This window comes from Paenibacillus baekrokdamisoli (assembly GCF_003945345.1).
GTDB lineage: Bacteria > Bacillota > Bacilli > Paenibacillales > Paenibacillaceae > Paenibacillus_Z > Paenibacillus_Z baekrokdamisoli.
Map to the genome: position 1 here is coordinate 5,844,011 of NZ_AP019308.1, position 23,922 is coordinate 5,867,932.

Genomic DNA, 23,922 nt, shown 5'->3' on the forward strand with positions numbered 1-23,922 from the left:
CTAAGCAAATCGACAATTTCCGCCTTTTGGCGGTCACACAGGGAGGATTATTCGTATGAGAATCGCCATTGGCGCGGATCATGCCGGTTACCGCTTGAAAGAGGAACTGGTACCTTTTATTCAATCGTTAGGCCATGAAATCGAAGATTTTGGCTGTAATTGTGACCAATCGGTTGATTACCCGGATTATGCGCTTCCGGTCTGCGATAAGGTGTCAGAAGGTCAGGCTGACCGCGGTATCCTTATCTGTGGGACGGGTATCGGAATGTCCATTGCGGCGAACAAAGTACCTGGTATCCGCTGTGCACTCGTGCACGATATGTTCTCGGCTAAAGCGACACGTGAGCATAATGATACGAATGTTTTGGCTATGGGCGAGCGTGTTATCGGCCCTGGTATTGCACAGGAAATTATTCGGATTTGGCTGGAGACGCCATTCTCCAATGGTGAACGGCATGTTGGACGCGTTGGTAAAGTTATGCAGCTCGAAGCTAAATTTGCATCACATCCTTAATCATGGAGCGTGAGAAGATGAGCGATGTACGTGAGCTAACAATGGCAGCTGCCGACGTAGAGACGGTCATTCGCGAGCTTGCGGATGCGGGCGGCATTCGCCCTAAGCAGCTGCTTATCATTGGCGTTTCGACAAGTGAGGTACTCGGACAGCGCATTGGAACGTCCGGTACCTTAGAAATAGCAGAAGCCATATTTGCAGGTGTAGAAGCCGTAAGGCGAGATATTGGATTTTATCCGGTTTTTCAATGCTGTGAGCATTTGAACAGAGCACTCGTTATGGAGCAGGAAGCGGCTGACAGGTACGGTCTGGAGCTGGTAAATGCCGTTCCGGTGCCTAAGGCAGGCGGGTCCATGGCAGCCTATGCGTTCAAACACCTGCCTCATGCGTGCTTAACGGAAACCGTACAGGCGCATGCAGGCATCGACATTGGGGACACCTTCATCGGTATGCATCTACGCCGCGTGGCGGTGCCGCTGCGTCCATCCATTCGTTCTATCGGTGCTGCACATTTGACGATGGCCTATACACGGCCTAAGCTCATTGGCGGCGCCCGAGCTGTTTATAGCCTAGAAGCAGAAAACCCGGAGCTGCCGGGTGGAACCTGTGAGTAATCCGAGAATACTAAATTTTAGGAGGATAAATTAACTATGGAACATCTACGTAAGCAAGATCCCGAAATCTTAAAAGCACTTGGTCTTGAACTGCAGCGTCAACGCGACAACATTGAATTGATTGCATCAGAGAACATTGTTTCAGAAGCTGTACTTGAAGCTATGGGAACTGTACTCACGAACAAATACGCAGAAGGCTACCCAGGCAAACGCTACTACGGTGGCTGTGAGCACGTGGATATCGCTGAAGATATCGCTCGTGATCGTGCAAAAGAATTGTTCGGTGCTGAGCATGCCAACGTACAGCCGCACTCAGGTGCACAAGCGAACATGGCGGTATATCTTGCTGCCTTAAACCCAGGTGATACCGTGCTTGGTATGAACCTTGCTCACGGTGGTCACTTGACGCACGGCAGCCCAGTTAACGCTTCCGGTATCCTTTATAACTTCGTTTCTTACGGTGTTAACGAGAACACATTCACGATTGATTATGAAGAAGTGCGCAAATTGGCGTTCAAGCACCGTCCTAAGATGATTGTGGCAGGCGCTTCCGCTTACCCGCGTATTATTGATTTTGAAGCACTTGGCAAAATCGCAAACGATGTAGGCGCATTGTTCTTCGTAGATATGGCACATATCGCGGGTCTAGTAGCTGCTGGTCTGCATCCGAGCCCAGTACCACATGCACATTTCGTAACCACAACGACGCACAAAACGCTTCGCGGACCACGCGGCGGTATGATTCTTTGTCGCAAACCATGGGCGCAAGCGATCGATAAAGCCGTATTCCCAGGCTCCCAAGGTGGACCTCTTATGCACATAATTGCAGCAAAAGCGGTTGCTTTTGGCGAAGCGCTTCAGCCTTCCTTCAAAACTTACGGCAAGAATGTAATTGATAATGCAAAAGCCTTGTCCGAAGGTCTTCTTGCGAAAGGTATCAACATTGTTTCCGGCGGTACAGACAACCATTTGATGCTGATCGATCTTCGCAACCTGAACATTACAGGTAAAGAGGCTGAGCACGTACTCGATTCCGTTCAAATTACCGTTAATAAAAATGCGATTCCATTCGATCCAACAAGCCCGTTCATCACTAGCGGAATTCGGATCGGTACACCAGCGGCAACCTCGCGCGGTATGGGTGTCGAAGCAATGGCAGTTATTGCTGAAGTTATCGCATTGACTCTCAAAAACCCTAAAGACGAAGCGGTTCTAGAGAAAGCGCGCGGCATGGTTAGTGACCTAACATCGCAATACCCGCTCTACCCTGGAATGACTTACTAATAGCTAGCATATTAGCCATTTAAGAATGCTCTGCATCATCCGAAACCTGATGATGTAGAGCATTCTTTTTTTTGGTTTGATAAGGAATCTCTTTGGCGTAAAATTCGTTATTCGTCAGATTCATTGATAATAATTCTCAATTAAAGTATGATTACTTGTGAAAATGATATAAATACTTCAGAAGAAAGACGGTGGAGAACAGAAAAGATGAATGATTCGATCCATGATGATTTTCATAATAACTATCCCCGTTATTTAAACATATTGAATGTTCCTGATGATCTGGCTATCGATCAGATTGAGATTCCCGAACTGATCGGAAGTGGGGCTATCAAGCGTACAAAGCTACGTCCGGGAATGGAACTGGTCATTGCAGACTGTCGTTTGCACCAGAAACAGACGCTTCACTTTCAATCTGATGTCCCCATGATCGAACTTAGCTTCTGGTTAAAAGGGAATAACGATGTCAATCTGTCGGGTAAGCCTCTTCATATTCGAGATAACCACTGCCAGCTTGCTTTCATGCAGCATCTGGATGCAGAGATGTACTGTACGGCCAATGAACCGATACTAGCTTGCGAAATCCGGCTGGCAGAATCCGTCTTCATTGATCTGGTCGAGACACTAGGTGGAGATACCAGATTGGACATCAAGCAGATTGTGGCAGCCGAACCGGTCCGTATTTTTCAGCAAGCGATCCAGCCCTCTGAGCAGTTGCTTGTCCGACAATTGTTGAATTGTCCGTTTGAGCCGCCTTTAAGGAAGATGTATATAGAGGGGAAAGCACTGGAATTACTAGCGATCTATTTGCAGAAATGTTTGTTCGACACTGACGATTCAATCCCAAGAAACGGGAAGGGACTGCGCCGAACGGATCTAGATAAGATCTGTGCAGCGGCGGATATGCTTGTGGCTCGGATGGATCAGCCGCCTTCCTTGCTTGAATTATCCCGGATGGCAGGAATTAGTGATTTCAAACTGAAAACGGGCTTTAGGGAGCTTTACGGCACGACGGTATTCGGTTATTTGCGTGACAAGCGAATGGAACAAGCACTGTTCCTGCTGGAGACAGAAGGGATCAGCGTGTATGAAGCAGCCATTGCAACCGGCTACTCTAACCCAAGTCATTTCGCCTCCGTTTTCCGGGAGAAATACGGTTTTAATCCGGGACAATGGGGTAAATGAAGTGAAGAAGATAAAGCGAACGAGAAGAAGCAGCCAAGCGGTTGTTTCTTTTTTTGTCTAGTTGAGCATTCACCCTAAATAGGCAGATATTAACCGTACAGCAGCGGACTTTTCATGATTGAAATGATAATCTTTCTCATGTAGGGACAGGAAACAAGCGGATGGGGGACTATCTAGTATTAATTAAGGATGTGGAGAGTGTTTATGAGTAATCCTCAAATGAAGGAAATACGATTCTGGCCCGTTATGAGTGCTATATTTATTGGGTCATTTTTATGCGTATTAGCATCAGCTACAATTAATCTCGCGCTTGAGATTCTTACGACTCATTTTGAAACAACATTGAGTTCCGTTCAGTGGACGTTAACCGGCTTTATGCTTGCAATGGGCACAACGGCGCCGCTTGTTGGGTATTTGGGGGAGAAGTTCAGCTATAAGAGATTGTATCTCTTCTCGTTGATCGGCTTCATAATTGCTTCCGCTTTGTGCGCGGCAGCATGGAATGAGAGCTCTTTGATCGTGTTTCGGGTATTACAGGGGGCATTCAGTGGACTGATTATTCCGGCTACGATGTCAATTATCTATCAGATTATGCCAAGGGAAAAACAACCAATGGCTATAGCCATGTGGGGGTTGGCCGCAATGCTGGCTCCGGCTTTTGGACCGACGATTAGCGGATGGATTTTGCAAAACTTTGACTGGCAATGGCTGTTCCTCATGAATATACCGATCGGCCTGATCGCGATCTGGTTCGTCGCCGCGTATATTCCTTATTATCGTCTTAGCGTTCCCAAGAGCTTTGATGGTTTTGGTTTCTTAACGGTTGTTCTGAGCAGCTCGTCTTTGCTGCTGGCGCTTGGTCAAGGACATAACTGGGGCTGGGGCTCCTGGAAGATTATCTCCTTATTAGTCGGTGGAGTAATCATGTTACTTTTATTCATATGGAGAGAACTGACGGCCTCAACCCCGCTCCTAGATTTAAGAGTATTCAAAAACGGTAGATTTACTTTAAATGCGATTATCACCAATATCATTACAATCAGCTTATATTCCGGTACATTCTTGACCCCGATATTCCTCCAGAGAATCCAGCATGTATCGGCGATGGATACAGGGTTAATTCTACTGCCTGCTTCGTTAGTAATGGCCTTGTCGATGCCTCTTGTCGGTAAGTTATACGACATTGTTGGCCCTCGCTTGCTCATGTCAGTCGGAATTATACTGCTTGCAGTTGGTACATTAACACAAAGCTGGTTAAGCATAGACGTATCCCACTCTTACATTCTGGGATGGATGATCGTACGAAATCTTGGAATTGCCTTGGTAATGATGCCTTCAAGCAATGCGGGAATGGAACAAATTCCTGCAGAACTGTCGGGCCATGCATCATCGATTACCAACTGGACGCGGAACGTCTTCGGCTCTTTCGCGATTGCGATCTTCACGACATTGCTGGCTTCCCGGTCTATTCATCATGCGGAGAATCTGATTGGTGCAGGCGATACGGACAAAGCTCACTATGGGATGATGGCTTTCACGATGAGCGTGAACGATGTGTATTTGATTGCTACCTTTATTGCGGTTGCCACGCTGCCCCTAAGCTTATTTGTAGGTAAAATGAAGCGAACGGCAGCTGCTAAGGCGGAAAAACAATCTGCCTAATCTCTGCACGGAGCCGAGATGTAACGGGAAATACATCCACTACATTTCTGGCTCTTTTTCTGATTACAGCCTTTTTGACTGAGAGAGTCCGCCTATATTCATCCTAAAGTTTACATAAAACGGCTGAAACTAGCAGCTCTCGCATGGTATCATAGAGATATACCAACGGAAGCAGGTGAACAGATATGGGCTCATCCATCTTTGGTTTATTCTTTGTTATCGTTATTATTGTTATAGTCGTTGGAATCATTTTGCAGCTGTCGAAATCAGGCTCAAGGTTCGGTTCACCGCAAAGAGGACCTAGACGCAGGATATCCTTACCGAATCGTAAACCGCCTGAATTTCTTGGTGTTCCGAAGCAGCATCCCGCAAGGGCAGTTTCCGAACGTTTGGAGGCTGTACTGACAGTGGATTTTGAGGAACGCATCAAGGATCGTGTGCTGAAAATCAACCCTGCGATGCGCGAGGGTGAATGGCAGTGGCAATGGTTTGAATTGAAACGGTATTTTCTAATGTGTGCAATTTTACGCGGCGTACCTATGTATAGTGTTAAGGTGGATGTGGTGTGGCATGAGATGCTCATGTTCACAAGGGAATATGAGCAATTCTGCAAACAACTTTGCGGCGGGCTTATTCACCACGCTCCACATGCTGCCGATGCGAAACCAGATCCAGGCGAACGCGCGTGGTTTGACTGGGTTTATGGAGAATTGTTTGAATCAACACCTGTGAGCGGACAGCTATGGGGGTCATTCTACAGGGTCCCTTTGCAAGAAGAACGTATTCGTGATTTAGATGGTCTAAGCAGAGAGCAGCTCAAGGATCAGCTCTTCAATCATAAAGCCGCGGAGCTGTTCCCGGATATTCATGCAGCGGCTGCTTACTTGATTGATAGGGGTAAAAGGCTTGCTACCGAAGCGAGACGCGGTGATCGTCGATCTAGTACTGATGATTCAGCTTATCAGTCCCAGTGGCAGGATGCCTCCATGATGACAGGATTATTGTCGGGAGCATTCTTCTTCTCATCTCTGCATGATTCCGGTGACTTCAATCGTCAGATGGACGATGCCCAGACTAAAGAACAACGAGAGCACAATAGCAGCTGCGGGAGTTCTTCCTACGTGTGCAGCAGCGATAACAATGGGGGTCACAACTGCAGCAGCTCTTCCTGCAGTTCAGGTGGTGGGGACGGAGGTTCCTCCTGCGGTGGATCTTCATGTGGAGGTGGAGGCTGTGGCGGAGGCGGCGGGGATTGAATAGTAGACGATTGGCCTGAGCGTGGATGGTCTAAAACCCTCAATAACCGGCAGTTTCCAGACCAATTGGAGCTGCTGGTTTTTTTTACGCCGCACGTAGTTGTGCACAAACAAGTACTCGGTGCTATAATAGACAGGATTGTGTTGAGACAATGTAAAAAAAAGACCTAATTTCACTAGCTGCGAAGCTTTCACAGGAGGCAATACCATGGGCAATCTGACGATTTGCGACCATCCATTAATTCAGCACAAATTGACCTATATCCGAGACAAAAATACGAATACGAAAGATTTTCGTGAGCTCGTTGATGAAGTAGCTACTTTAATGGCTTATGAAATCACAAGAGATTTACCTTTAGAAACGGTAACTGTAGCAACACCGGTTACGAACGCATCCAGCAAAGTTGTTTCTGGACGCATGCTTGGAATTGTACCCATTCTGCGTGCTGGTCTTGGCATGGTAGAGGGGATGCTCAAGCTGATTCCTTCTGCGAAAGTTGGGCATATCGGGCTTTTCCGTAACCCGGAAACACTTGAGCCGGTGGAGTATTACGTTAATCTTCCTTCCGATGCAACCGAGCGACTTCTTATTGTTATCGATCCGATGCTGGCGACTGGCGGCTCGGCATGTGCGGCTATTCAAGCGTTGAAGCAGAGGGGCTGTCAACAGATCAAGCTAATGTGCTTGATTGCTGCTCCAGAAGGCGTGGAAGTCGTGCAGAAGGCTCATCCTGACGTTGATATTTATCTTGCTGCTATGGATGACCATCTCAATGACCACGGCTACATCGTCCCGGGGCTTGGAGATGCCGGAGATCGCATGTTCGGTACCAAATAATCGCGTTATCTAATCATAGGAGTGACAATTAGTGGCTAAATTAAAAGTAATGACAATTTTCGGTACAAGGCCTGAGGCGGTTAAGATGGCGCCACTTGTACTTGAGCTTCAGAAACATCCCGATGAGATTGAATCGATCGTGTGTGTAACGGCGCAGCATCGCCAAATGCTGGATCAGGTTCTGGATTTTTTTGAGATTGCCCCCAATTACGACCTTAACGTAATGAAAGATAGACAAACGCTGACAGAAACTACAGTTCGCGTTCTGGAGGGTCTTGAACCGGTTCTTCGCGAAGCAAAGCCTGATATCGTACTCGTTCATGGAGATACGCAGACGACATTTCTGGCGAGCTATGCTTCTTTCATCCAACAAATTCAAGTTGGCCATGTAGAAGCTGGTCTTCGTACGTGGAATAAAATGTCGCCGTATCCCGAGGAAATGAATCGGCAGCTTGCGGGGGTTCTTTCTGATGTGCATTTTGCACCGACCGAATGGTCAGCTAACAATTTGCGCAAGGAAAATAAATCAGACAGCACCATCTACGTAACGGGTAATACCGCCACAGATGTTTTTCAATATACCGTTGATAAATCCTTCACTCACCCTATACTGGATTGGGCGAAGGGGAAGCGAATGATCCTGATGACCGCTCATCGCCGCGAAGCGCTTGGTGAACCGCATCGGAATATCTTCCGTGCTGTTAAGCGAATTGCGGATGAGTTCGAAGATGTTGCGATTGTCTATGCTGTTCATCCAAATCCTGCGGTACGTGAGCCCGCGAATGAAATTCTCGGAGATCATCCGCGCGTGAAGCTAATTGATCCGCTCGACGTATTCGAGTTTCACAACTTCTATCCGCATACGTATATGATTTTGACGGATTCAGGCGGATTACAGGAAGAAGCACCATCGTTCGGCGTACCGACACTTGTGCTGCGAGACACGACAGAGCGTCCAGAAGGCATTGAGGCAGGCACACTGGAGCTTGTTGGTACCGATGAAGAAGCGGTTTACAGCCGCACGCGTGCCTTGCTGACAGATAATCAACTGTATGAAAAAATGAGCAAAGCTGCCAATCCATATGGAGATGGACAAGCATCCTTCCGTATTGTACAAGCCATCCTGCATCATTTTGGAAAAATAGCAGAGCGGCCAGATACGTTCACACAACGTTCATAGGTTATATTGATATAGTGGCATGGTTAGCAACTTCACAGCATACAGTGCTACTGTACGGTTTGTATGGTCGAAAACCCTAGACAGATCAAGGGTTTTCGACTTCCTGTTCACTAAATGTTTGAATTTATATCAATTGACAAAGGTGACGTTGCTTCGATAAAATAAATAAGAGTTTTGGAGTGATTCCTCTATGAATCCATCCGAAAGAAAACCGTCCGGCGAAGATCGAAACACGAGCAGTCAGAACTTCGGGGATAATCCTTGGAGAGCGATGGGACTCATTGGTTCGGTTGGTGGTACTTTCGCGACTTGTCTGGGCCTTGGTTATTGGTTAGGCTTGAAGCTTGATGCTGCGCGGGATACTGGATATTGGTCGATAACAGGAATGGCGATCGGAGTTGTTATCGCTATAATTGTCGCCATATTTCTAATTCGGACATTTACGGGGGGCAAAGCAAACTGATGGACGACTTGTCGGCCCACCTGCGAACCGTCACGCGCCTTACATTTTTATTTTTATCTCTATGCTGTATAGGCTGGGCAATATGGCCGGCGTACCAATCACTCTTTGGAGGACTTGGTATTGGTGCAGTGGCCAGTCTTGTAAACGCATCCCATCTTTCTTGGAAGGTACAACGGATTGGTGCAAATGCAGCTGAGCAAGGCTCGAAACGAAATAAACTCGGGTTTCTCACACGTGCTTGCATTGGTTTGCTCGCAGTGGTTCTTGCTACGGAGTACTTTTCATTTAGCCTCATTGGAACGGTAGTTGGATTATTTGTTGCTCAATTGGCAACACTCATACTGGGATTTCGTTCCAAGAGTAGAACGGCAGCTTCGCATTCTTCCGATGAAAGGGGTGAAAACAACTAATGGATCACGTTTTTCCTGAGGTGCATCTAGGTGGTATCCGCTTTGACCTAGCTGCAATCATCACGATTGTTATCACCAGCATTATCGTTTTTGTGCTCGCTCGTCTGGCCGTTCGTAACGCTTCGGTGACCAATCCAACCAAGATGCAGAACTTTCTGGAGTGGGTAATTGAATTCGTTATCAATCTTATTGGCACGTCGATGGACTTAAAGAAAGGTCGTCCCTACCTGACGCTCGGAATTGCGCTTATTATGTACATTTTCGTAGCTAATATGTTGGGTCTACCACTCGGTATCGTTACCGAGGCGCATCATGGAGCTACTTTCCTTGGGATGGATTTGGTACTTCCTGATGGTAAAGATGAGGCGCATATCTCGTGGTGGAAATCACCAACAGCTGATGTTGCTGTAGCGGGAGCGCTTATGGCAATTGTTATCTTGCTTACTCACATCGAGGGTTTACGTCGTAATCGTAAGCATTACCTGAAGCATTATTTCGAACCGTATATTCCTTTCTTCCCATTGAACGTCATTAAAGAAGTTTCCAAACCTCTTTCCTTGTCGCTTCGTCTTTATGGGAACATCTTTGCCGGTGAGGTCATGATTTCAGTTATCATGGGGCTTGGATGGGTCGGTATCGTGCCGCTCGTCATCTGGCAAGGCTTCAGCATGTTTATCGGAGCTATTCAAGCGTTCGTATTCGTTATGCTTACGATGGTATACATGTCGCAAGCGATCATTCACGAAGATCATTAATACGCAGTAACAAACCCGCTAAGCGGGAAACAATAAACGACTATATCTTTTAAACATTTTAAGGAGGATTTCTTTAATGGGAGCAATGGCATTAGTTGCAGCAGCAATTGTATTTGGTCTTGGAGCACTTGGAGCAGGTATTGGTAATGGTTTGATCGTAGGTCGCACGGTTGAAGGTATTTCCCGTCAACCAGAACTTCGCGGTACGCTTCAAACAACAATGTTTATCGGGGTAGCGCTTGTAGAAGCATTGCCGATCATCTCTCTAGTATTGGCGTTCATCTTCTTTGCAAAAGCTTAAGTCCAAGTATCGCAATATGGCGGGGAGTGCCTATGCCTCCGCGCCTTCCTTTTGCTAGCTATAGGAAATATAGCTAGCCAATTTACGGAAAGGAGTGAAGTTCGTTGGATATCGTATGGTCCAATTTTTTCATCCAACTAATTGCTTTTTTGATTCTTTACTGGCTGCTTAGCCGTTATGCGTTCGGTCCGCTCCTTTCGATTATGGAGCAGCGCAAACAGCTTGTGAAAGATCAGCTTGATGGCGCAGAAGCTAGCCGCAAGCAAGCGGATCAGCATTTTGAAGATCAAAAACAAGCGCTTCAACAAGCGCGCAAGGATGCTAATGACATTATCGAGCAAGCCAAATCAATTAGCTCGAAGCAAGCAGAAGAAATCGTACACGCAGCGAAATCCGAGGCTACTCGCCTGAAGGACGATGCGGTTAAAGATATTGAAAGCGAGAAAAACAAAGCGATTGCAGCTCTTCGGAGTCAAGTTAGCGGCATGTCCGTTATGATTGCTTCCAAAATCATCGAGAAACAAATCGATGATAAATCGCAAGAGCAGCTTGTTGACCAATACTTGAAAGAGGTTGGAAGCAAATGAGCCGCGAGGGCGTCGTAGCTAAACGCTACGCTAAAGCGTTGTTCGAGCTTGCTCAGCAAAACAATGCGATTGCAGATGTTGAGAAACAGCTGAAGATCGTCGTTGAAGCATTGTCGGGAGATCCGGTAATCGGTAAGTTCCTTGCTTTGCCTAATGTTGAAGTAACTAAGAAGATTGAGATCATTAAAGGCGCTTTATCAGATAAAGTGTCGGCTATTGTTCTAAATACACTAGAGCTTCTTGTCATCCGTGGGCGTCAGAACTCCATCGGTGAAGTGTATGAAGCTTACTTGAAAGTAGCGGGCGATGCGCTGGGCGAAGCCCATGCAACGATTTATTCCGCTAAATCGCTATCCAATGAGGAATTGTCGAAGGTGGCAGCACAGTTCGGTACAATCGTTGGAAAACGCATTATTGCTACACAAATCGTACAACCATCTTTGCTTGGCGGTGTGCAAGTGCGCATCGGCGACCGTCTGTTTGACGGAAGTCTGTCCGGTAAGCTAGCACGATTGGAACAATCATTGAAAACTCAAGTATTGTAGATAGGGGTGAACGGAATTGAGTATCAGACCTGATGAAATCAGCACGCTGATTAAACAACAGATCGAACAATTTAAATCCGAGATTCAAGTCGTAGATGTCGGTACGGTCATCCAAGTCGGTGACGGTATCGCTCGTATTCACGGGCTTGAAAACGCAATGGCGGGCGAGCTTCTCGAATTCTCGAACGGCGTTGTCGGAATGGCGCTTAACTTGGAAGAAAGCAATGTCGGTGCCGTTATCATGGGACCTTACACTGCTATTCGTGAAGGCGATCAAGTAAAAAGAACCGGCCGTATTATGGAAGTGCCAGTAGGCGAAGCTTTACTTGGCCGTGTAGTTAATGCATTGGGTCTGCCCGTTGATGGTAACGGTCCAATCAACACGACAGAAGCGCGTCCAGTCGAATCACCGGCTCCGGGCGTAATGGCTCGTAAATCGGTATTCGAACCGATGCAAACCGGTATTAAAGCAATCGATGCGATGATTCCAATCGGCCGCGGCCAACGGGAACTTATCATCGGTGACCGTCAAACAGGTAAAACGCAAATCGCGATTGATACAATCGTTAACCAAAAAGGCAACGGCGTTATCTGTATCTACGTTGCAATCGGTCAAAAGCAATCTACTGTTCGTACGGTTGTTGAATCCTTGCGCAAACAAGGCGCTTTGGAGTACACAATCGTCGTAACAGCAAGTGCTTCCGAGCCGTCTCCATTGCTCTACCTAGCACCTTACACAGGCTGCTCGATGGGTGAGTACTTCATGTACAAAGGTAAACACGTTCTGATTATCTATGATGATCTTTCCAAACAAGCGGCAGCATACCGTGAGCTTTCCTTGCTGCTTCGTCGTCCTCCGGGTCGGGAAGCTTACCCAGGTGACGTATTCTACCTTCATTCCCGTTTGCTTGAGCGCGCAGCTAAGCTGAACGATGAGCTTGGCGGTGGTTCATTGACTGCCTTGCCTTTCATTGAGACGCAAGCCAGCGATATCTCAGCATACATCCCGACTAACGTAATCTCGATTACAGATGGTCAAATCTTCCTTGAGTCCGACTTGTTCTACTCCGGTCAACGTCCTGCGGTTAACGTAGGTAACTCCGTATCCCGTGTAGGTAGCTCCGCTCAAATTAAAGCAATGAAGAAGGTAGCGGGAACACTCAAACTTGACTTGGCCCAATACCGCGAATTGGCAGCATTTGCTCAATTCGGTTCTGATCTTGATAAAGTAACGCAATCCCGTCTGAACCGTGGTGAGCGGACACTTGAAATTCTGAAGCAAGGTATTAATCAGCCATTGCCGGTAGAGCGTCAAGTCGTTTCTCTTTACACTGTAACCAGAGGGCATGTTGATGATATTCCGGTACAGGACGTTCGTCGTTTCGAAGAATCGCTCCTTGCCTTCGTGGATGCAAACAAACCAGAAATTTTCGCTTCCATCCGCGATACGAAAGATCTGACTTCCGACAACGAGAAAGTTCTTGTTGAAGCTATCAAAACGTTCAAGAAAAGCTTTGCAGTGTCGGTTTAAACCATTTCTTCTACTTTCGAAGCGCACGCTGTGAGCTCTGTGTGATTCGAAAAAAAAACGCGGAATAGAGCCGGGCTTGTCCTAAGAGCCCAAGTCCGGCAATAAGGTGGTGACAACGAGTGGCAAAAGGAATGCGCGAAATCAAGCGTTCGATCAAGAGCAAGCAGAATACGAAACAGATCACGAAGGCAATGGAGATGGTTGCAGCATCGAAGCTCAGAAGAGCTCAAGAAGCAGCAATCGCCGCGAGACCATACACCGACAAGATCAAGGAAGTCGTTGCTAGTATTGCATCGGGCGCAGGCACAGTTAAACATCCTATGCTGCAAAGCCGCGAAGTCAAGCGGACGGCCTATCTGGTCGTCACTTCGGACCGTGGACTAGCAGGTGGATACAATGTTAACGTGCTTCGTAAAATTTGGGCGGTGCTGCAAGAAAATCACAAGTCTCCATCTGAATACGATATTTTCGTGATCGGACGTAAAGGCCGTGATTACTTCAAACGCCGCAGTATTGCGATTAAAGAAGAAGCGACAGGATTACCGGATGCAGCGAAGTTCTCTGATATCAAAGCGATTGCATCTTCTGCAGTTAGTGGCTTTGAGAGTGGTGCTTACGATGAATTACATCTTGTCTACAACCAGTTCCATAATGCGATGACTCAAGTTCCCGTTATTAAACAATTGCTTCCGCTGGATCAGTCGCAATTGTCAGGAGCGAAGTCGGATTACGAATATGAGCCATCACCAGAGAAGGTTCTCGATGTTCTACTGCCTAAATATGCGGAAACACTTATCTATAGCGCTGTTTTGGAAGGTAAAGCAAGTGAGTTCGGAGCTCGGATGACGGCAATGGGTAATGCAACGAAGAACGCGACGAAGATGATCGCAGGCTTGACGCTGACGTACAACCGTGCAAGGCAAGCAGCAATCACTCAGGAAATCGCGGAAATCGTCGGTGGAGCGAACGCTCAGCAATAAATAGTTGGGAAATTCACGCAATATAAGGAGGTACAGGAATGAGCAAGGGACGTATAGTCCAGGTAACAGGACCTGTTGTCGATATTGCTTTCGAAAACGGTCATTTGCCTGAGATTCTTAATGCGGTCAGGATTGAAAAGAAAGCTCAAAACAGTGGCGAACGCGACATTAACCTTACTGTCGAAGTGGCAACTCACCTTGGTGATAACTTAGTTCGCTGCGTTGCAATGTCTTCCACAGACGGCCTAGTCAGAGGAACGGAAGCTGTTGATACTGGCAAACCGATCACTGTACCAGTTGGACCCGCTACACTTGGTCGCGTGTTTAACGTACTTGGCAATCCAATTGATAATAACGGTGACGTTGACCGTACAAAAAGCAATCCGATTCATCGTCAAGCTCCGGCATTCGATGAATTGTCAACTTCACAAGAAATGTTGGAAACAGGGATTAAAGTTATCGACTTGATGGCTCCTTATTCCAAAGGTGGTAAAATCGGTCTCTTCGGTGGTGCCGGCGTAGGTAAAACGGTAACCATGCAAGAGCTCATTCACAATATTGCTCAAGAGCACGGCGGTATCTCCGTATTTGCCGGTGTAGGCGAGCGTACTCGTGAAGGTAATGACCTTTATCACGAGATGAGTGATTCAGGCGTTATTGAGAAAACAGCGATGGTATTCGGTCAAATGAATGAGCCGCCAGGCGCGCGTCTTCGCGTAGCTTTGACGGGTCTTACAATGGCTGAGTATTTCCGTGACGAAGAAGGCAAAGATGTACTATTGTTCATCGATAACATCTTCCGTTTCACGCAAGCTGGTTCTGAAGTATCCGCATTGCTCGGTCGTATGCCATCCGCAGTAGGTTACCAACCAACATTGGCAACTGAAATGGGTCAATTGCAAGAGCGTATCACTTCAACGAAAAAAGGTTCCGTTACTTCCATTCAAGCGATCTACGTTCCTGCCGATGACTATACGGATCCGGCTCCTGCAACGGCGTTTGCCCATTTGGATGCAACAACTAACCTTGAGCGTAACATTGCAGCGATGGGTATCTTCCCAGCCGTTGATCCGCTCGCTTCGTCTTCCCGGATTCTGACTCCAGAAATTCTGGGCGAAGAGCATTACCACGTAGCTCAAGGCGTTAAGAAACTTCTTCAACGCTATAAAGAGCTTCAAGATATTATCGCAATCCTTGGTATGGATGAGTTGTCCGAGGACGACAAACTTATCGTACTTCGTGCACGTCGGATTCAATTGTTCCTATCGCAACCGCTTCACGTTGCGGAAGCGTTCAACGGTATGCCAGGCGTTTCCGTACCGGTTAAGACTACGGTACGCAGCTTTAAAGAGATTCTTGACGGAAAACATGACGATCTTCCAGAACCAGCTTTCCATAACGTGGGTTCGATTGAAGATGCAGTCGAAAAAGCGAAGAAACTTGCACAAGAGGTTTAATTCGCAATTTATTAAAGGCTTAGTGTTTTACTCTGTAAAATGCTAAGCCTTGCTTACGAAGTGAGTTTTACATTCGTAAAACTCTAAGTTTATGCTTACGAAGTGAGTTTTACATTCGTAAAACTCTTAGGAGGGTAATGTAATGAGCTCCTTTTTACTAGAAATCGTAACTCCTGAGCGTAAGGTTTATGCTGAGGATGTTAATATGGTGATCGTTAAAGGTACAGAGGGTGAGATGGGCATTTTGGCCAATCATATCCCGCTTGTTACTCCTTTGAAGATTGCTGCTATTACAATCAAGAAAGATCGCAACGAAGAAATCATTGCCGTTAATGGCGGGTTTCTTGAAGTGCGCAAAGACAAAGTTGTCATCTTGGCCGAAAGCGCTGAGCTTCCTAGCGATATCAATCTTGATCGCGCGGAGTCTGCTAAGCAGCGTGCTGAGCAGCGTCTAAGCGGCAAACGCGATGATTATGATCATCGTCGTGCTGAGCTTTCTTTACAGAGAGCACTAAATCGTATTGGCGTAAAACAACGTTAATTTGTCTTTAAAGGAACACACTGTCGAATAGGACAGTGTGTTTTTTTATATATAGCTGGATAACTGTCATTTTAAAAGATAAGGCTAGGCAGTCTGAGCTGCAATCCTCTTCAGCAGGATGTTTGCAGCTCAGGCTGCCCTTTTGTGGTTGCATGTGTGCTGGTAATGGGATCGATGTGATCAATTTAATTTGACGTCCTTCGCTAGGGCGTCTATACTAGATGAGAATGTTTCTCATTGAATTTGATAACGCAGTAAAGCGTTAGGAATAGAATCAAGAAGGTGCAATGTGCGGAGAATTGTTACGACTGCTGGCGGGCTGGTGATGGCCGCCTTATTTGTTTGGAGCTCACTGCGCTGGTTTCAAGGCCGAGAGCTTGGGGCGGCGGCGATGCAGCTGCTTCGCTCACCGGGTATTTTACTTTTTATGACGGCTGGCTATGGTTTCTCGTTTGTTCTGAAAGCGATCGCTTGGCGACTATATGTAGGACGTGAACGAGAAGATAGGCTGAGGGATTATGTTTATCCGCTCTTTATTAGTCTTCTTGTTAATCATTTGCTGCCCATCAAGCTTGGGGACTTGGCTAGGACGGGGATGCTTGTTCGTATAACTCGTATGCGCTGGGATGACGCACTTCACTCCGTAGCTATTATGCGTCTGTTAGATATGGCCTCTTTATTGCTAATTGGATCGGTTGGCGCTGTTCTTCTGGGTCTGGAAGCATCACCTAAATGGAGTGCAATCACTGTTGGTAGCCTAATGATCATTCTATTAGTCCTCTTCATTATTTGTATGTCCCTTATAAGGAACAAATGGAGACAGAGATCCGCATCAAACGTTGGAGCAGCGGGAAAAGTACAAGCACTATTAGGCTTTGTGAAGCGACATTTAGAGCGTTTATGGCTGATTATTCGCTCACGTCGGGGTGCTGTGCTGACCCTGCTTACTTTAATTAGCTGGATGATGGAGGGTGCAGTGGTCTACGGTGTTATCCTAGCTCTTGATCTTCGAATTGGACCGCTGCAGGCGGTTTGGGCGAATGGAATGACGATTGCCGGACAGATCTTTCACGTGACCCCTGGAGGCATTGGGACGTATGAAACGACTTTAACAGCATCACTCGGCGTTCTCGGTATGGCGGGCGCGCAGGCCTATACTGTTGCGCTTCTATCACATGGTTATAAGTTCGTTTTTGCATATCTAGTTGGTATAGGATCACTACTATTAGCTGCAGTATCGTGGTCGGAGCTTCGCAAGTGGCTCAATCCGCGCGGAAAAAAGGAGAGTAATGAATCGTGAAGAAAGCATCAGGCTTCGAAATTGTAGCTGCACGCTGTTGGAATATGTTGAATGAGGGTAAGCCTTTTACGCCGATTTTTGTTATGGGTGCTTATGCGCTGTACCATATGAATCAATGGGGTGATCCAGCCTTTTGGGCCGCATTTGGTATCGGGTTATTGGTGGCATTACCGATATTTGTACTCTATTTTGTCTATGATTTCCCGCTATTTCTTCGTAACTACTTATGGTTTCCGGTTATAGGTGCGCTCGTACTATGGCGAGATGCGACGCTTGATTTTGGTTTATATGGGACGGCTTTGGGATTATTTTTCTTCTTCACGATTTATTTTTGGGGTACCTTCTATTATCATCTGCGGATTGGAACCTCGTGGTGGAACTTTAAACGCTTCTGGAAGCTAGTTCTAAAGAATAGTGATTCGACCAGTGGAAATGCACAAGAGCAAATGCCGAAATTTCTGCTTCTACTCTTCATTGTTGATGGAGCAGCACGTCGATGGGGAATGGATGAAGTCTTATTTTCGACCGATTTCACTTGGAGCAGTTATGCATGGTTCGTTATTGGTCTAGTCGTTTACACGCTGGTGCTGCACCGTAATTTATTCGATTGGAAGCCCAAAGAAATTCCAACCTACACGAATAATACGGCTGAGTCGAAGGTTGCAAGTAGTGAAAAGGTTTATGTTCTTGTTGTAGATGGCATGCGCAAGGATCGTTTCGAGGAAGCAAATGCACCGTTCATGAAGAATATGCGTGCCCAAGGCACAGAGTACACGCAGATGGAGACGGTATATCCGGCACGGACTGTGGTCTGCTTCTCATCGATGTTTACGGGGACTTATCCAAGGGAACATGGGATTACATCGAATATGGTCTGGAAGCTTGGAATTAAAGTAGAGTCGATCTTCGATAGCTTACGTAAAGTGGGAAAGCGTGGCAGGCTGCTCGGGATTGCCCATTTGATCGATTCCATGGGTGATGATGTGGAGAGCGTAACAGCAGTCATGCACAACGATAAAGCGGATCGTAACATAATGGAACGGGCTAAGCTTATTGTATCTGAGCAAAACCCCGATCTGCTCATCGTACAGTTTATTGCTACGGATCAAACGGGTCATAGCAGAGGCGCTTTATTCGACGAGTACAGAGAAAAGATAGAAGAGGCCGACCAATTGATTACCGAGTTTGTGGGATGGCTGCAAGCGGGAGGTTACGGAGACAACGCGACGTATATCGTCTGTGCTGATCACGGTCAAGCGGATGGTATTGGTGGACATGGGCATTTGGATGAAGGTGAGCGTTATGTGCCTTTCTTTATGTATGGAACAGGGATTCGTTCAGGTATAAAGGTAGATGAAAAGCACTCTCTAGTATCTGTGGCACCTACTCTTGCTTATTTACTGGGAGCGCCTTTTCCAAGTCACAGTAGGGGACCCGTTCTGCTTGAGGGTATAGAAGGTAAGCAGCCTGCAGAGTTGTCAATGAAGGCAGTAGAGGGTGCTTCTTGGATGAAATAGAGGAGAGTAGAAGGAAGATGGACCGTATTGAGGACCGTAAGCTAATTGTTTTTTTGCCAGCGCATAATGAAGAATTGAATATTGGACAGGTCATCTCGCGTATTCCGCGTAAGGTTCGGGAGGGCTGGCAGGTTGAGGTACTCGTCATTGATGATGGTTCGACGGATCGAACCGCTCAGGTGGCACTCTCAGCAGGTGCGGATCACATTATTCAATTCGAGAAGAATAGAGGGCTAGGCGCGGCCGTTCGCGAGGGTCTTGCAGCGTGCGTCAGGCTGGGGGCAGATATTGGACTGATGATCGATGCGGATAATGAATATCCACCGGAGGAAATTCCCGATGTGGTTGCACCAATATGGAATGGACAAGCGGATTATACGATGGGGTCACGATTTAAAGGTGTTATTCGTGGAATGACCATTCACCGGCGCATAGGAAACGTTTGTTTTACCATGCTGCAGTGTGTGTTGCTGCGTCGTGTCATTTGGGATGGGCAGTCAGGTATGAGGGGATTCTCGCGAGAAGCGATGCTGCATGCGGAGATTATCCACGACTATAATTATGCGCAGGTCATTACACTGAATCTAGTAAGGCAGGGTTTCCGTATGAAGGAGGTACCGATTCGGTATCAGGTACGCGTTCACGGGCAGTCTTTTATCAAATTCCGTAAGTACGTAGGCTCAGTGCTGCCGGCGATTTGGAAGGAAATGCGTCGACCTGTGGTGAAACGACAGCAGCTGTTACAACAGCAAAAGCAGATACTTCTTCAGAGAAGAGCGAATGCGGAAGAGTAGACAGACTATCGAATGGGAGTGTGTGAAGGTGCGTCGTCTTGGGAAGTCCAAAGAGCTAATGTCGGCGGCAATACCGACACTTGCTGTTATTCTCGTCCTTCTTTGGACGGTTTATAGCCTGATGCATCTCAGCCCATTTGCTGCTTCCTGGGACGAGGTTGATTTTGTGCTCGCCTTAGATCGGTTTGATTTGCTAGCGATGCAGCCGCATTTTCCCGGTTACCCCTACTTTGTGTTTGGGGCAATGGTGGTTCAGCGAGTGGTTGAGGATCCTGTTCTAGCTTATGGTGTATGGAATGTTCTGCTAACGGCTTCTGCTGCGCTGCCTATTTGGTTATTGACGCGGCGGATACTGAGCCCCTTTTGGTCGCTGCTCGTGGTTATGATGGTGTTTACTTCACCGTATCTATGGCTGCAGGCGCTTCGGCCTATGTCGGAAGCAGCAGGGATTGCCTTGTTGTGGTGGTACTTATTGTTCTGGTGGCGGGCGATGGAGCGCCTTACGTGGTCTGCTTCGTGGCAGGCACTCTTCCTATTCAGTTTGCTAATGGGTGTACGACTTTCATTTGCCCCGTTTGGATTGTCACTGGTCTGGTTGTTAGTCGTGCTTGGCATGAAATGGCGACGGCAGGGATTACGTTTGTGGCCGAGAATCGCATGGTTTGTGGCGATTGCAGGGGGGCTGCAGCTCTTGTGGGTAGCAGGCCTAGCGCTTAGCGAGGGCGGCTTTGTTGGATTCATTGAGCTTGCGGCAGCTTTTACGCAAGGGCATTTTAGTCAGTGGGGAGGCGGTGTAACCTCCGCCTCCCAGGTGTCGCTTGCGGAGCGGGTTCTCCGCTTCGCTGGCGACAACGTGCTGTGGACCGGGATGTTCGCCCGGTCCACAGCACTGCTCGCTGCGGCGGCGGCGCTGCTGCTCGCCGCCGTGCTTCGCGCGGGTGCGGGCGACGCCCCGCGCCGCGACAGCGCGAGCCCTCGCGCGCGCTGGGCGCTCCGGGCGGCGGCATGGCTTGGCCGCCCGACGCTGCCGCTGGCGCTCGCCATGCTCGCGGGCGCCTATGGCGCCTATGCGCTGCTGGCGCAGAACATCGACAAGCCGCGCCACATCACGCCACTAATCGGCTTGATGTGGCTGCTGCTCCTCGCTCTGTTCCGCGCGGCAACGCCACCAAAGGCTGCGGCCCGCAATCCCGCGCCGCAGCCCAGCCCAGTTCCCCCCACCACGCAATCTTTGCCCAGCGTGATGGCACCTCTCGGCTCACCAGTCTCACCAGTCTCACCAGTCTCGCCAGTCTCGCCAGTCTCACCAGACTCACCAAGCTCACCAAGCTCACCAGTCTCACCGAGCACACCAGTCTCACCCAGCGCGCCAAACACGAGCCCAGTGCGCGCCAGGCGCGCCATACAGACCGCAGGCGCGCTGCTAGCATGCTGCGTCATCTCGCTGCAAGCGGCGCAAGGCGGCCGTCTAGCCGCGCAGCAGGCCAGCGAACGGCCAGCCGTCTATCAGCTGGCCGATGCATTCACCAACAGCAGCGCTGCCCGCAACATCGTTCTCTACACCTGGGAAGAGACGCGTGTCCTTGAATACTTGCGAACGCCCATTGTGCATAGACGCATTGAGTCGTACAACTATTTTATTGCGGATATTAAGGCGAACCCGAAGGCGACTATCCTGCTAACGGACCATGTGCTGAAGGGATTCGAGGCACAGGTGGGCTCCCTGCAGGGAAAGGTTAGACAGGTTGCTTATTATCAAAGTCAGTCCATGTTTGATCCTGTGTATAACCAAATAACCGTGTATGAGTGGCTTCGTTAATTGATCTGTTCTTTTTTTGATCTGTTCTTTCCTTGATCTGTTCTTTTCTTGATCTGTTCTTTCCTTGATCTGTTCTTTTCTTGATCTGTTCCTCCCTTGATCTGTTCCTTCCTTAGTTTGTTCTTCAGAGATTTAGGATTGTGTACATTGTTTCACAATTTCAATTCTTGGGAGCATTCTGACGGAATCTTAACATTTGCATATTGACACTCCAAATGAAAATGATTATCATTACCTTCGAAGCCGATGAATTTCGGCCTATTCCCTGTACGGACTAAAACGTTAACAGAAGGTGAAAGTATGCGCATACTATCCATACGAATCGCAATGCTGGCTTTTGCGATTTTTCTAACCCTCGCCCCTTCGGGCGTATGGGCATATTCCTACGGAAGTGCGGATACCGAGGATATGGCAGAGACGTTCAAGCTGGTTGTTTCTTCTCTTGAACAATCGCCGCCAGATTGGGATGGTGCCCTTGCAGCACACAAAGCGAGACGCTCAGAAATATCATCCCACTTCGGAGAACCGGTGGCCGTTACATTAGACAATAATTTTAAATCACGTAAAGCTCCAGAGACAATTGCCAATTATAAAGCGATGCTCTTGATGAATTTGGACCGTCGTTTTGAGAATACACTTGAGAGCATTTCCGACTATGCCAAAGCAAAGCTGCTGCTCGCCAAAGCGAAGGCGACCTTCGATACGCTCTCTCCTTATGTGGAAGCCCAGCTGCCCTCGACCGAGATGGAGCGCCTCAAGAAGGACTTTAACACGGCGCTCGATGCGATCGGCAACCCTGGTCTGTTTGGAGTTGGGAAGAAAGAAGCTGATGAGAAAGTATTGAAGGCAACAGTCAACCAGATTTATAGCAAAATCAAACCCTTCTTCCCTTTTGCAGCTTCTTCGGGCACAGATCAAGGAAGTGAGCCATCAGGTGATAAGGGCACCAATCAAGCAGAGCCGAACACGATTGAAGGCACGAAGCAGCACGCACCTATGACGCATGAGAACAAAACCAATTCCGTTGTCACCCTAAGTGTTATCGGAGGCATCGTAATTGTAGGCGGAGCTGCTGTCTGGTGGGCGCGGCGTAAAGGGTTTTTCTAAAACCGGACCGGTAATTATTCCATCCCGCCCCGCCCCAATCGATTACAAGTATCATCTAGTCCCGCTTTTTTGGCGGGACCATACCTTTTTTATAGGTTATGAAGGGAGCGCACAGCTATGAATTTGCAAGCTTTTCTCATCTTGTTCCGTGAAGGATTCGAAGCGATCTTAATTGTCGGGATCATCATTTCGTACTTGAACCGGATCGGACAATCCAAATGGAATAAATATGTGTGGGTCGGGGTAGCGCTTGCTGTTCTTGCTAGTCTCGGCGTCGCTATGCTGTTCCAAATTGTGCTCGACGGCTATTCGACGATGGGCAGTAAGGATTATCTGCGTATCGCCATTCTACTCGTTTCAGCCGGACTGCTTACCCATATGATCTTATTCATGAGTAAGCAAAATCGAGAGATGCGAAGCAAGCTGCAAAATAAAGTGTCGCTCATTCTAACGACCGGTGGAGCAGTCAATATGATTGTTCACTCGTTTCTAGTTACTCTGCGTGAAGGCGTAGAGACGGTCTTTTTCTTCGCAGCGATCTCACAGGGAGATATCTCGCAAGCCCTTCAAAGCTGGGGAGCTGTGCTAGGACTGCTTACGGCAGTGGTGCTTGGCCTTATCGTATTCAAGAGCAGTAAAAAAGTTCAGATCGGTACCTTCTTCAAAGTAACTAGTATCTTCTTGATCATGATTGCGGCAGGCTTGTTCGTCCAAGCGATTGGTGTCATGCAGGATTTGAAAATCATCGGCAGCGTCTATAAAACCTCCGGTGGAGAGATTGGGCAAATGTACGACCTGACTTGGTTGATGCCCGAGCATCCAATTGATGAGACGAATTATATCCGCGATACGGGACATCATCCGATGATAAAGGGACAGGTGGGCATTTTCTTCAAAGCTTTCCTAGGCTATACGCAAGATCCTTCCCTTGAAGAGTTCGTTGGCTACTGGATGTTTTATGGATTTGTCTTCGTCATGCTGGCTAGGCAGAAAAGGCTAGCGGCTCTAGCAGATGAAGCTGAGGCTAATAGAAGCACGAGCAGCAGCAGCAGTAATGTCACCACTGCGGACTCGGAACAGGAATTAACCGTAGTTGCTTTTGAGGAAAAGACAGTCACGATTAAAGCTGCACCAAACTCGGAAGAACTTCCCTTATCTGTACGACGAGCAAGTCGGTAAAATCATAATACCCTTCGGGTTTCTATTCGTCTTCGTGACGAGTAAGAACCTTTTTTTATTTCCACCTATACATAAATTTCCCATCACTAAGCCATTATAATTA

Annotated in this window: 26 protein-coding genes; 25 read left to right on the forward strand and 1 reads right to left on the reverse strand. The window is 47.7% G+C overall.

Annotated elements, in window-relative coordinates:
• Nucleotides 1–55 precede the first annotated feature (55 nt).
• The 22 genes from rpiB (at nt 56) to EKN16_RS25775 (ending at nt 20,431) form a co-directional block, all read left to right on the forward strand.
• A complete protein-coding gene (gene rpiB, locus EKN16_RS25670; protein ID WP_125663611.1) occupies nt 56–514 on the forward strand; it encodes a ribose 5-phosphate isomerase B in 459 nt (152 codons plus the stop codon).
• 17 nt (nt 515–531) lie between these two features.
• Entirely contained in the window at nt 532–1,128 is a 597-nt protein-coding gene (locus EKN16_RS25675) for a TIGR01440 family protein (protein WP_125663613.1), read from the forward strand.
• Nucleotides 1,129–1,164: 36 nt separating this feature from the next.
• Entirely contained in the window at nt 1,165–2,412 is a 1,248-nt protein-coding gene (locus EKN16_RS25680) for a serine hydroxymethyltransferase (RefSeq protein WP_125663615.1), read from the forward strand.
• Nucleotides 2,413–2,619: 207 nt separating this feature from the next.
• Nucleotides 2,620–3,597 (forward strand): helix-turn-helix transcriptional regulator, encoded by a 978-nt coding sequence (locus EKN16_RS25685; protein ID WP_164522996.1) that lies wholly within the window; start codon nt 2,620–2,622, stop codon nt 3,595–3,597.
• 246 nt (nt 3,598–3,843) lie between these two features.
• A complete protein-coding gene (locus EKN16_RS25690; protein WP_197719109.1) occupies nt 3,844–5,259 on the forward strand; it encodes a DHA2 family efflux MFS transporter permease subunit in 1,416 nt (471 codons plus the stop codon).
• A gap of 185 nt (nt 5,260–5,444) precedes the next feature.
• Complete coding sequence (locus EKN16_RS25695) at nt 5,445–6,515, forward strand: glycine-rich domain-containing protein (RefSeq protein ID WP_125663621.1); 1,071 nt, start codon at nt 5,445–5,447, stop codon at nt 6,513–6,515.
• Between the two features lie 208 nt (nt 6,516–6,723).
• Nucleotides 6,724–7,353 carry a uracil phosphoribosyltransferase gene (upp, locus tag EKN16_RS25700; RefSeq protein ID WP_125663623.1) on the forward strand — a complete coding sequence of 210 codons (630 nt, stop codon included), beginning with the start codon at nt 6,724–6,726 and terminating at the stop codon, nt 7,351–7,353.
• A gap of 31 nt (nt 7,354–7,384) precedes the next feature.
• A complete protein-coding gene (gene wecB / locus EKN16_RS25705; protein WP_125663625.1) occupies nt 7,385–8,533 on the forward strand; it encodes a non-hydrolyzing UDP-N-acetylglucosamine 2-epimerase in 1,149 nt (382 codons plus the stop codon).
• A 190-nt stretch (nt 8,534–8,723) separates the two neighbouring features.
• Complete coding sequence (locus EKN16_RS25710; RefSeq protein WP_125663627.1) at nt 8,724–8,996, forward strand: AtpZ/AtpI family protein; 273 nt, start codon at nt 8,724–8,726, stop codon at nt 8,994–8,996.
• Entirely contained in the window at nt 8,996–9,406 is a 411-nt protein-coding gene (locus tag EKN16_RS25715; RefSeq protein WP_125663629.1) for an ATP synthase subunit I, read from the forward strand. Before EKN16_RS25710 ends, EKN16_RS25715 begins: the two co-directional genes overlap by 1 nt.
• Nucleotides 9,406–10,161 carry a F0F1 ATP synthase subunit A gene (atpB, locus tag EKN16_RS25720; RefSeq protein ID WP_125663631.1) on the forward strand — a complete coding sequence of 252 codons (756 nt, stop codon included), beginning with the start codon at nt 9,406–9,408 and terminating at the stop codon, nt 10,159–10,161. The genes EKN16_RS25715 and atpB overlap by 1 nt, the downstream gene beginning before the upstream one ends.
• Before the next feature lie 76 nt (nt 10,162–10,237).
• Entirely contained in the window at nt 10,238–10,462 is a 225-nt protein-coding gene (gene atpE / locus EKN16_RS25725; protein ID WP_125663633.1) for a F0F1 ATP synthase subunit C, read from the forward strand.
• A 104-nt stretch (nt 10,463–10,566) separates the two neighbouring features.
• The gene (gene atpF / locus EKN16_RS25730; protein ID WP_125663635.1) at nt 10,567–11,049 is read left to right on the forward strand and encodes a F0F1 ATP synthase subunit B; all 483 of its coding nucleotides are present in this window, start codon (nt 10,567–10,569) and stop codon (nt 11,047–11,049) included.
• On the forward strand, nt 11,046–11,594 hold the full coding sequence (locus tag EKN16_RS25735; RefSeq protein WP_125663637.1) for a F0F1 ATP synthase subunit delta: 549 nt from the start codon (nt 11,046–11,048) through the stop codon (nt 11,592–11,594). Before atpF ends, EKN16_RS25735 begins: the two co-directional genes overlap by 4 nt.
• Before the next feature lie 16 nt (nt 11,595–11,610).
• A complete protein-coding gene (gene atpA / locus EKN16_RS25740) occupies nt 11,611–13,125 on the forward strand; it encodes a F0F1 ATP synthase subunit alpha (protein WP_125663639.1) in 1,515 nt (504 codons plus the stop codon).
• A gap of 119 nt (nt 13,126–13,244) precedes the next feature.
• A complete protein-coding gene (gene atpG, locus EKN16_RS25745) occupies nt 13,245–14,105 on the forward strand; it encodes an ATP synthase F1 subunit gamma (RefSeq protein ID WP_125663641.1) in 861 nt (286 codons plus the stop codon).
• Between the two features lie 38 nt (nt 14,106–14,143).
• Nucleotides 14,144–15,562 (forward strand): F0F1 ATP synthase subunit beta, encoded by a 1,419-nt coding sequence (atpD, locus tag EKN16_RS25750; RefSeq protein WP_125663643.1) that lies wholly within the window; start codon nt 14,144–14,146, stop codon nt 15,560–15,562.
• Nucleotides 15,563–15,704: 142 nt separating this feature from the next.
• Entirely contained in the window at nt 15,705–16,103 is a 399-nt protein-coding gene (locus tag EKN16_RS25755; protein ID WP_125663645.1) for a F0F1 ATP synthase subunit epsilon, read from the forward strand.
• 289 nt (nt 16,104–16,392) lie between these two features.
• Nucleotides 16,393–17,403 carry a lysylphosphatidylglycerol synthase transmembrane domain-containing protein gene (locus EKN16_RS25760; protein ID WP_125663647.1) on the forward strand — a complete coding sequence of 337 codons (1,011 nt, stop codon included), beginning with the start codon at nt 16,393–16,395 and terminating at the stop codon, nt 17,401–17,403.
• Nucleotides 17,400–18,920: an alkaline phosphatase family protein gene (locus EKN16_RS25765; RefSeq protein WP_125663649.1), complete on the forward strand. Its 1,521-nt coding sequence runs from the start codon at nt 17,400–17,402 to the stop codon at nt 18,918–18,920. Before EKN16_RS25760 ends, EKN16_RS25765 begins: the two co-directional genes overlap by 4 nt.
• 17 nt (nt 18,921–18,937) lie before the next feature.
• Nucleotides 18,938–19,714, forward strand: a complete 777-nt coding sequence (locus EKN16_RS25770; protein WP_221226622.1) for a glycosyltransferase family 2 protein — start codon at nt 18,938–18,940, stop codon at nt 19,712–19,714.
• 291 nt (nt 19,715–20,005) lie between these two features.
• The gene (locus tag EKN16_RS25775) at nt 20,006–20,431 is read left to right on the forward strand and encodes a hypothetical protein (protein WP_125663651.1); all 426 of its coding nucleotides are present in this window, start codon (nt 20,006–20,008) and stop codon (nt 20,429–20,431) included.
• Nucleotides 20,432–20,820: 389 nt separating this feature from the next.
• Here EKN16_RS25775 and EKN16_RS32505 read toward each other — a convergent pair whose 3' ends face one another.
• Nucleotides 20,821–20,976: a hypothetical protein gene (locus EKN16_RS32505; RefSeq protein ID WP_232016018.1), complete on the reverse strand. Its 156-nt coding sequence runs from the start codon at nt 20,974–20,976 to the stop codon at nt 20,821–20,823.
• Nucleotides 20,977–21,098: 122 nt separating this feature from the next.
• Here EKN16_RS32505 and EKN16_RS25785 point away from each other — a divergent pair, with 122 nt between their 5' ends.
• The 3 genes from EKN16_RS25785 to EKN16_RS25795 all read left to right on the forward strand — a co-directional run bounded on the left by EKN16_RS25785 (nt 21,099) and on the right by EKN16_RS25795 (nt 23,819).
• Entirely contained in the window at nt 21,099–21,533 is a 435-nt protein-coding gene (locus EKN16_RS25785) for a hypothetical protein (protein WP_125663655.1), read from the forward strand.
• 300 nt (nt 21,534–21,833) lie between these two features.
• Entirely contained in the window at nt 21,834–22,640 is an 807-nt protein-coding gene (locus tag EKN16_RS25790; RefSeq protein WP_125663657.1) for a hypothetical protein, read from the forward strand.
• A gap of 117 nt (nt 22,641–22,757) precedes the next feature.
• Entirely contained in the window at nt 22,758–23,819 is a 1,062-nt protein-coding gene (locus EKN16_RS25795; protein ID WP_125663659.1) for an FTR1 family iron permease, read from the forward strand.
• Nucleotides 23,820–23,922: the final 103 nt, after the last annotated feature.

Excerpts from the sequence above, each read along its gene's own strand:
- EKN16_RS25685 (WP_164522996.1), top strand. The coding sequence starts at position 2,620 with ATGAATGATTCGATCCATGATGATTTTCATAATAACTATCCCCGTTAT.
- atpB (WP_125663631.1), top strand. The coding sequence starts at position 9,406 with ATGGATCACGTTTTTCCTGAGGTGCATCTAGGTGGTATCCGCTTTGAC.
- EKN16_RS25710 (WP_125663627.1), top strand. The coding sequence starts at position 8,724 with ATGAATCCATCCGAAAGAAAACCGTCCGGCGAAGATCGAAACACGAGC.
- EKN16_RS25690 (WP_197719109.1), top strand. The coding sequence starts at position 3,844 with ATGAGTGCTATATTTATTGGGTCATTTTTATGCGTATTAGCATCAGCT.
- EKN16_RS25680 (WP_125663615.1), top strand. The coding sequence starts at position 1,165 with ATGGAACATCTACGTAAGCAAGATCCCGAAATCTTAAAAGCACTTGGT.
- atpE (WP_125663633.1), top strand. The coding sequence starts at position 10,238 with ATGGGAGCAATGGCATTAGTTGCAGCAGCAATTGTATTTGGTCTTGGA.
- EKN16_RS25795 (WP_125663659.1), top strand. The coding sequence starts at position 22,758 with ATGAATTTGCAAGCTTTTCTCATCTTGTTCCGTGAAGGATTCGAAGCG.
- upp (WP_125663623.1), top strand. The coding sequence starts at position 6,724 with ATGGGCAATCTGACGATTTGCGACCATCCATTAATTCAGCACAAATTG.
- atpD (WP_125663643.1), top strand. The coding sequence starts at position 14,144 with ATGAGCAAGGGACGTATAGTCCAGGTAACAGGACCTGTTGTCGATATT.
- EKN16_RS25775 (WP_125663651.1), top strand. The coding sequence starts at position 20,006 with ATGGAATGTTCTGCTAACGGCTTCTGCTGCGCTGCCTATTTGGTTATT.
- EKN16_RS25790 (WP_125663657.1), top strand. The coding sequence starts at position 21,834 with ATGCGCATACTATCCATACGAATCGCAATGCTGGCTTTTGCGATTTTT.
- rpiB (WP_125663611.1), top strand. The coding sequence starts at position 56 with ATGAGAATCGCCATTGGCGCGGATCATGCCGGTTACCGCTTGAAAGAG.
- EKN16_RS25755 (WP_125663645.1), top strand. The coding sequence starts at position 15,705 with ATGAGCTCCTTTTTACTAGAAATCGTAACTCCTGAGCGTAAGGTTTAT.
- EKN16_RS25675 (WP_125663613.1), top strand. The coding sequence starts at position 532 with ATGAGCGATGTACGTGAGCTAACAATGGCAGCTGCCGACGTAGAGACG.
- EKN16_RS25695 (WP_125663621.1), top strand. The coding sequence starts at position 5,445 with ATGGGCTCATCCATCTTTGGTTTATTCTTTGTTATCGTTATTATTGTT.
- EKN16_RS25770 (WP_221226622.1), top strand. The coding sequence starts at position 18,938 with ATGGACCGTATTGAGGACCGTAAGCTAATTGTTTTTTTGCCAGCGCAT.
- EKN16_RS25735 (WP_125663637.1), top strand. The coding sequence starts at position 11,046 with ATGAGCCGCGAGGGCGTCGTAGCTAAACGCTACGCTAAAGCGTTGTTC.
- EKN16_RS25715 (WP_125663629.1), top strand. The coding sequence starts at position 8,996 with ATGGACGACTTGTCGGCCCACCTGCGAACCGTCACGCGCCTTACATTT.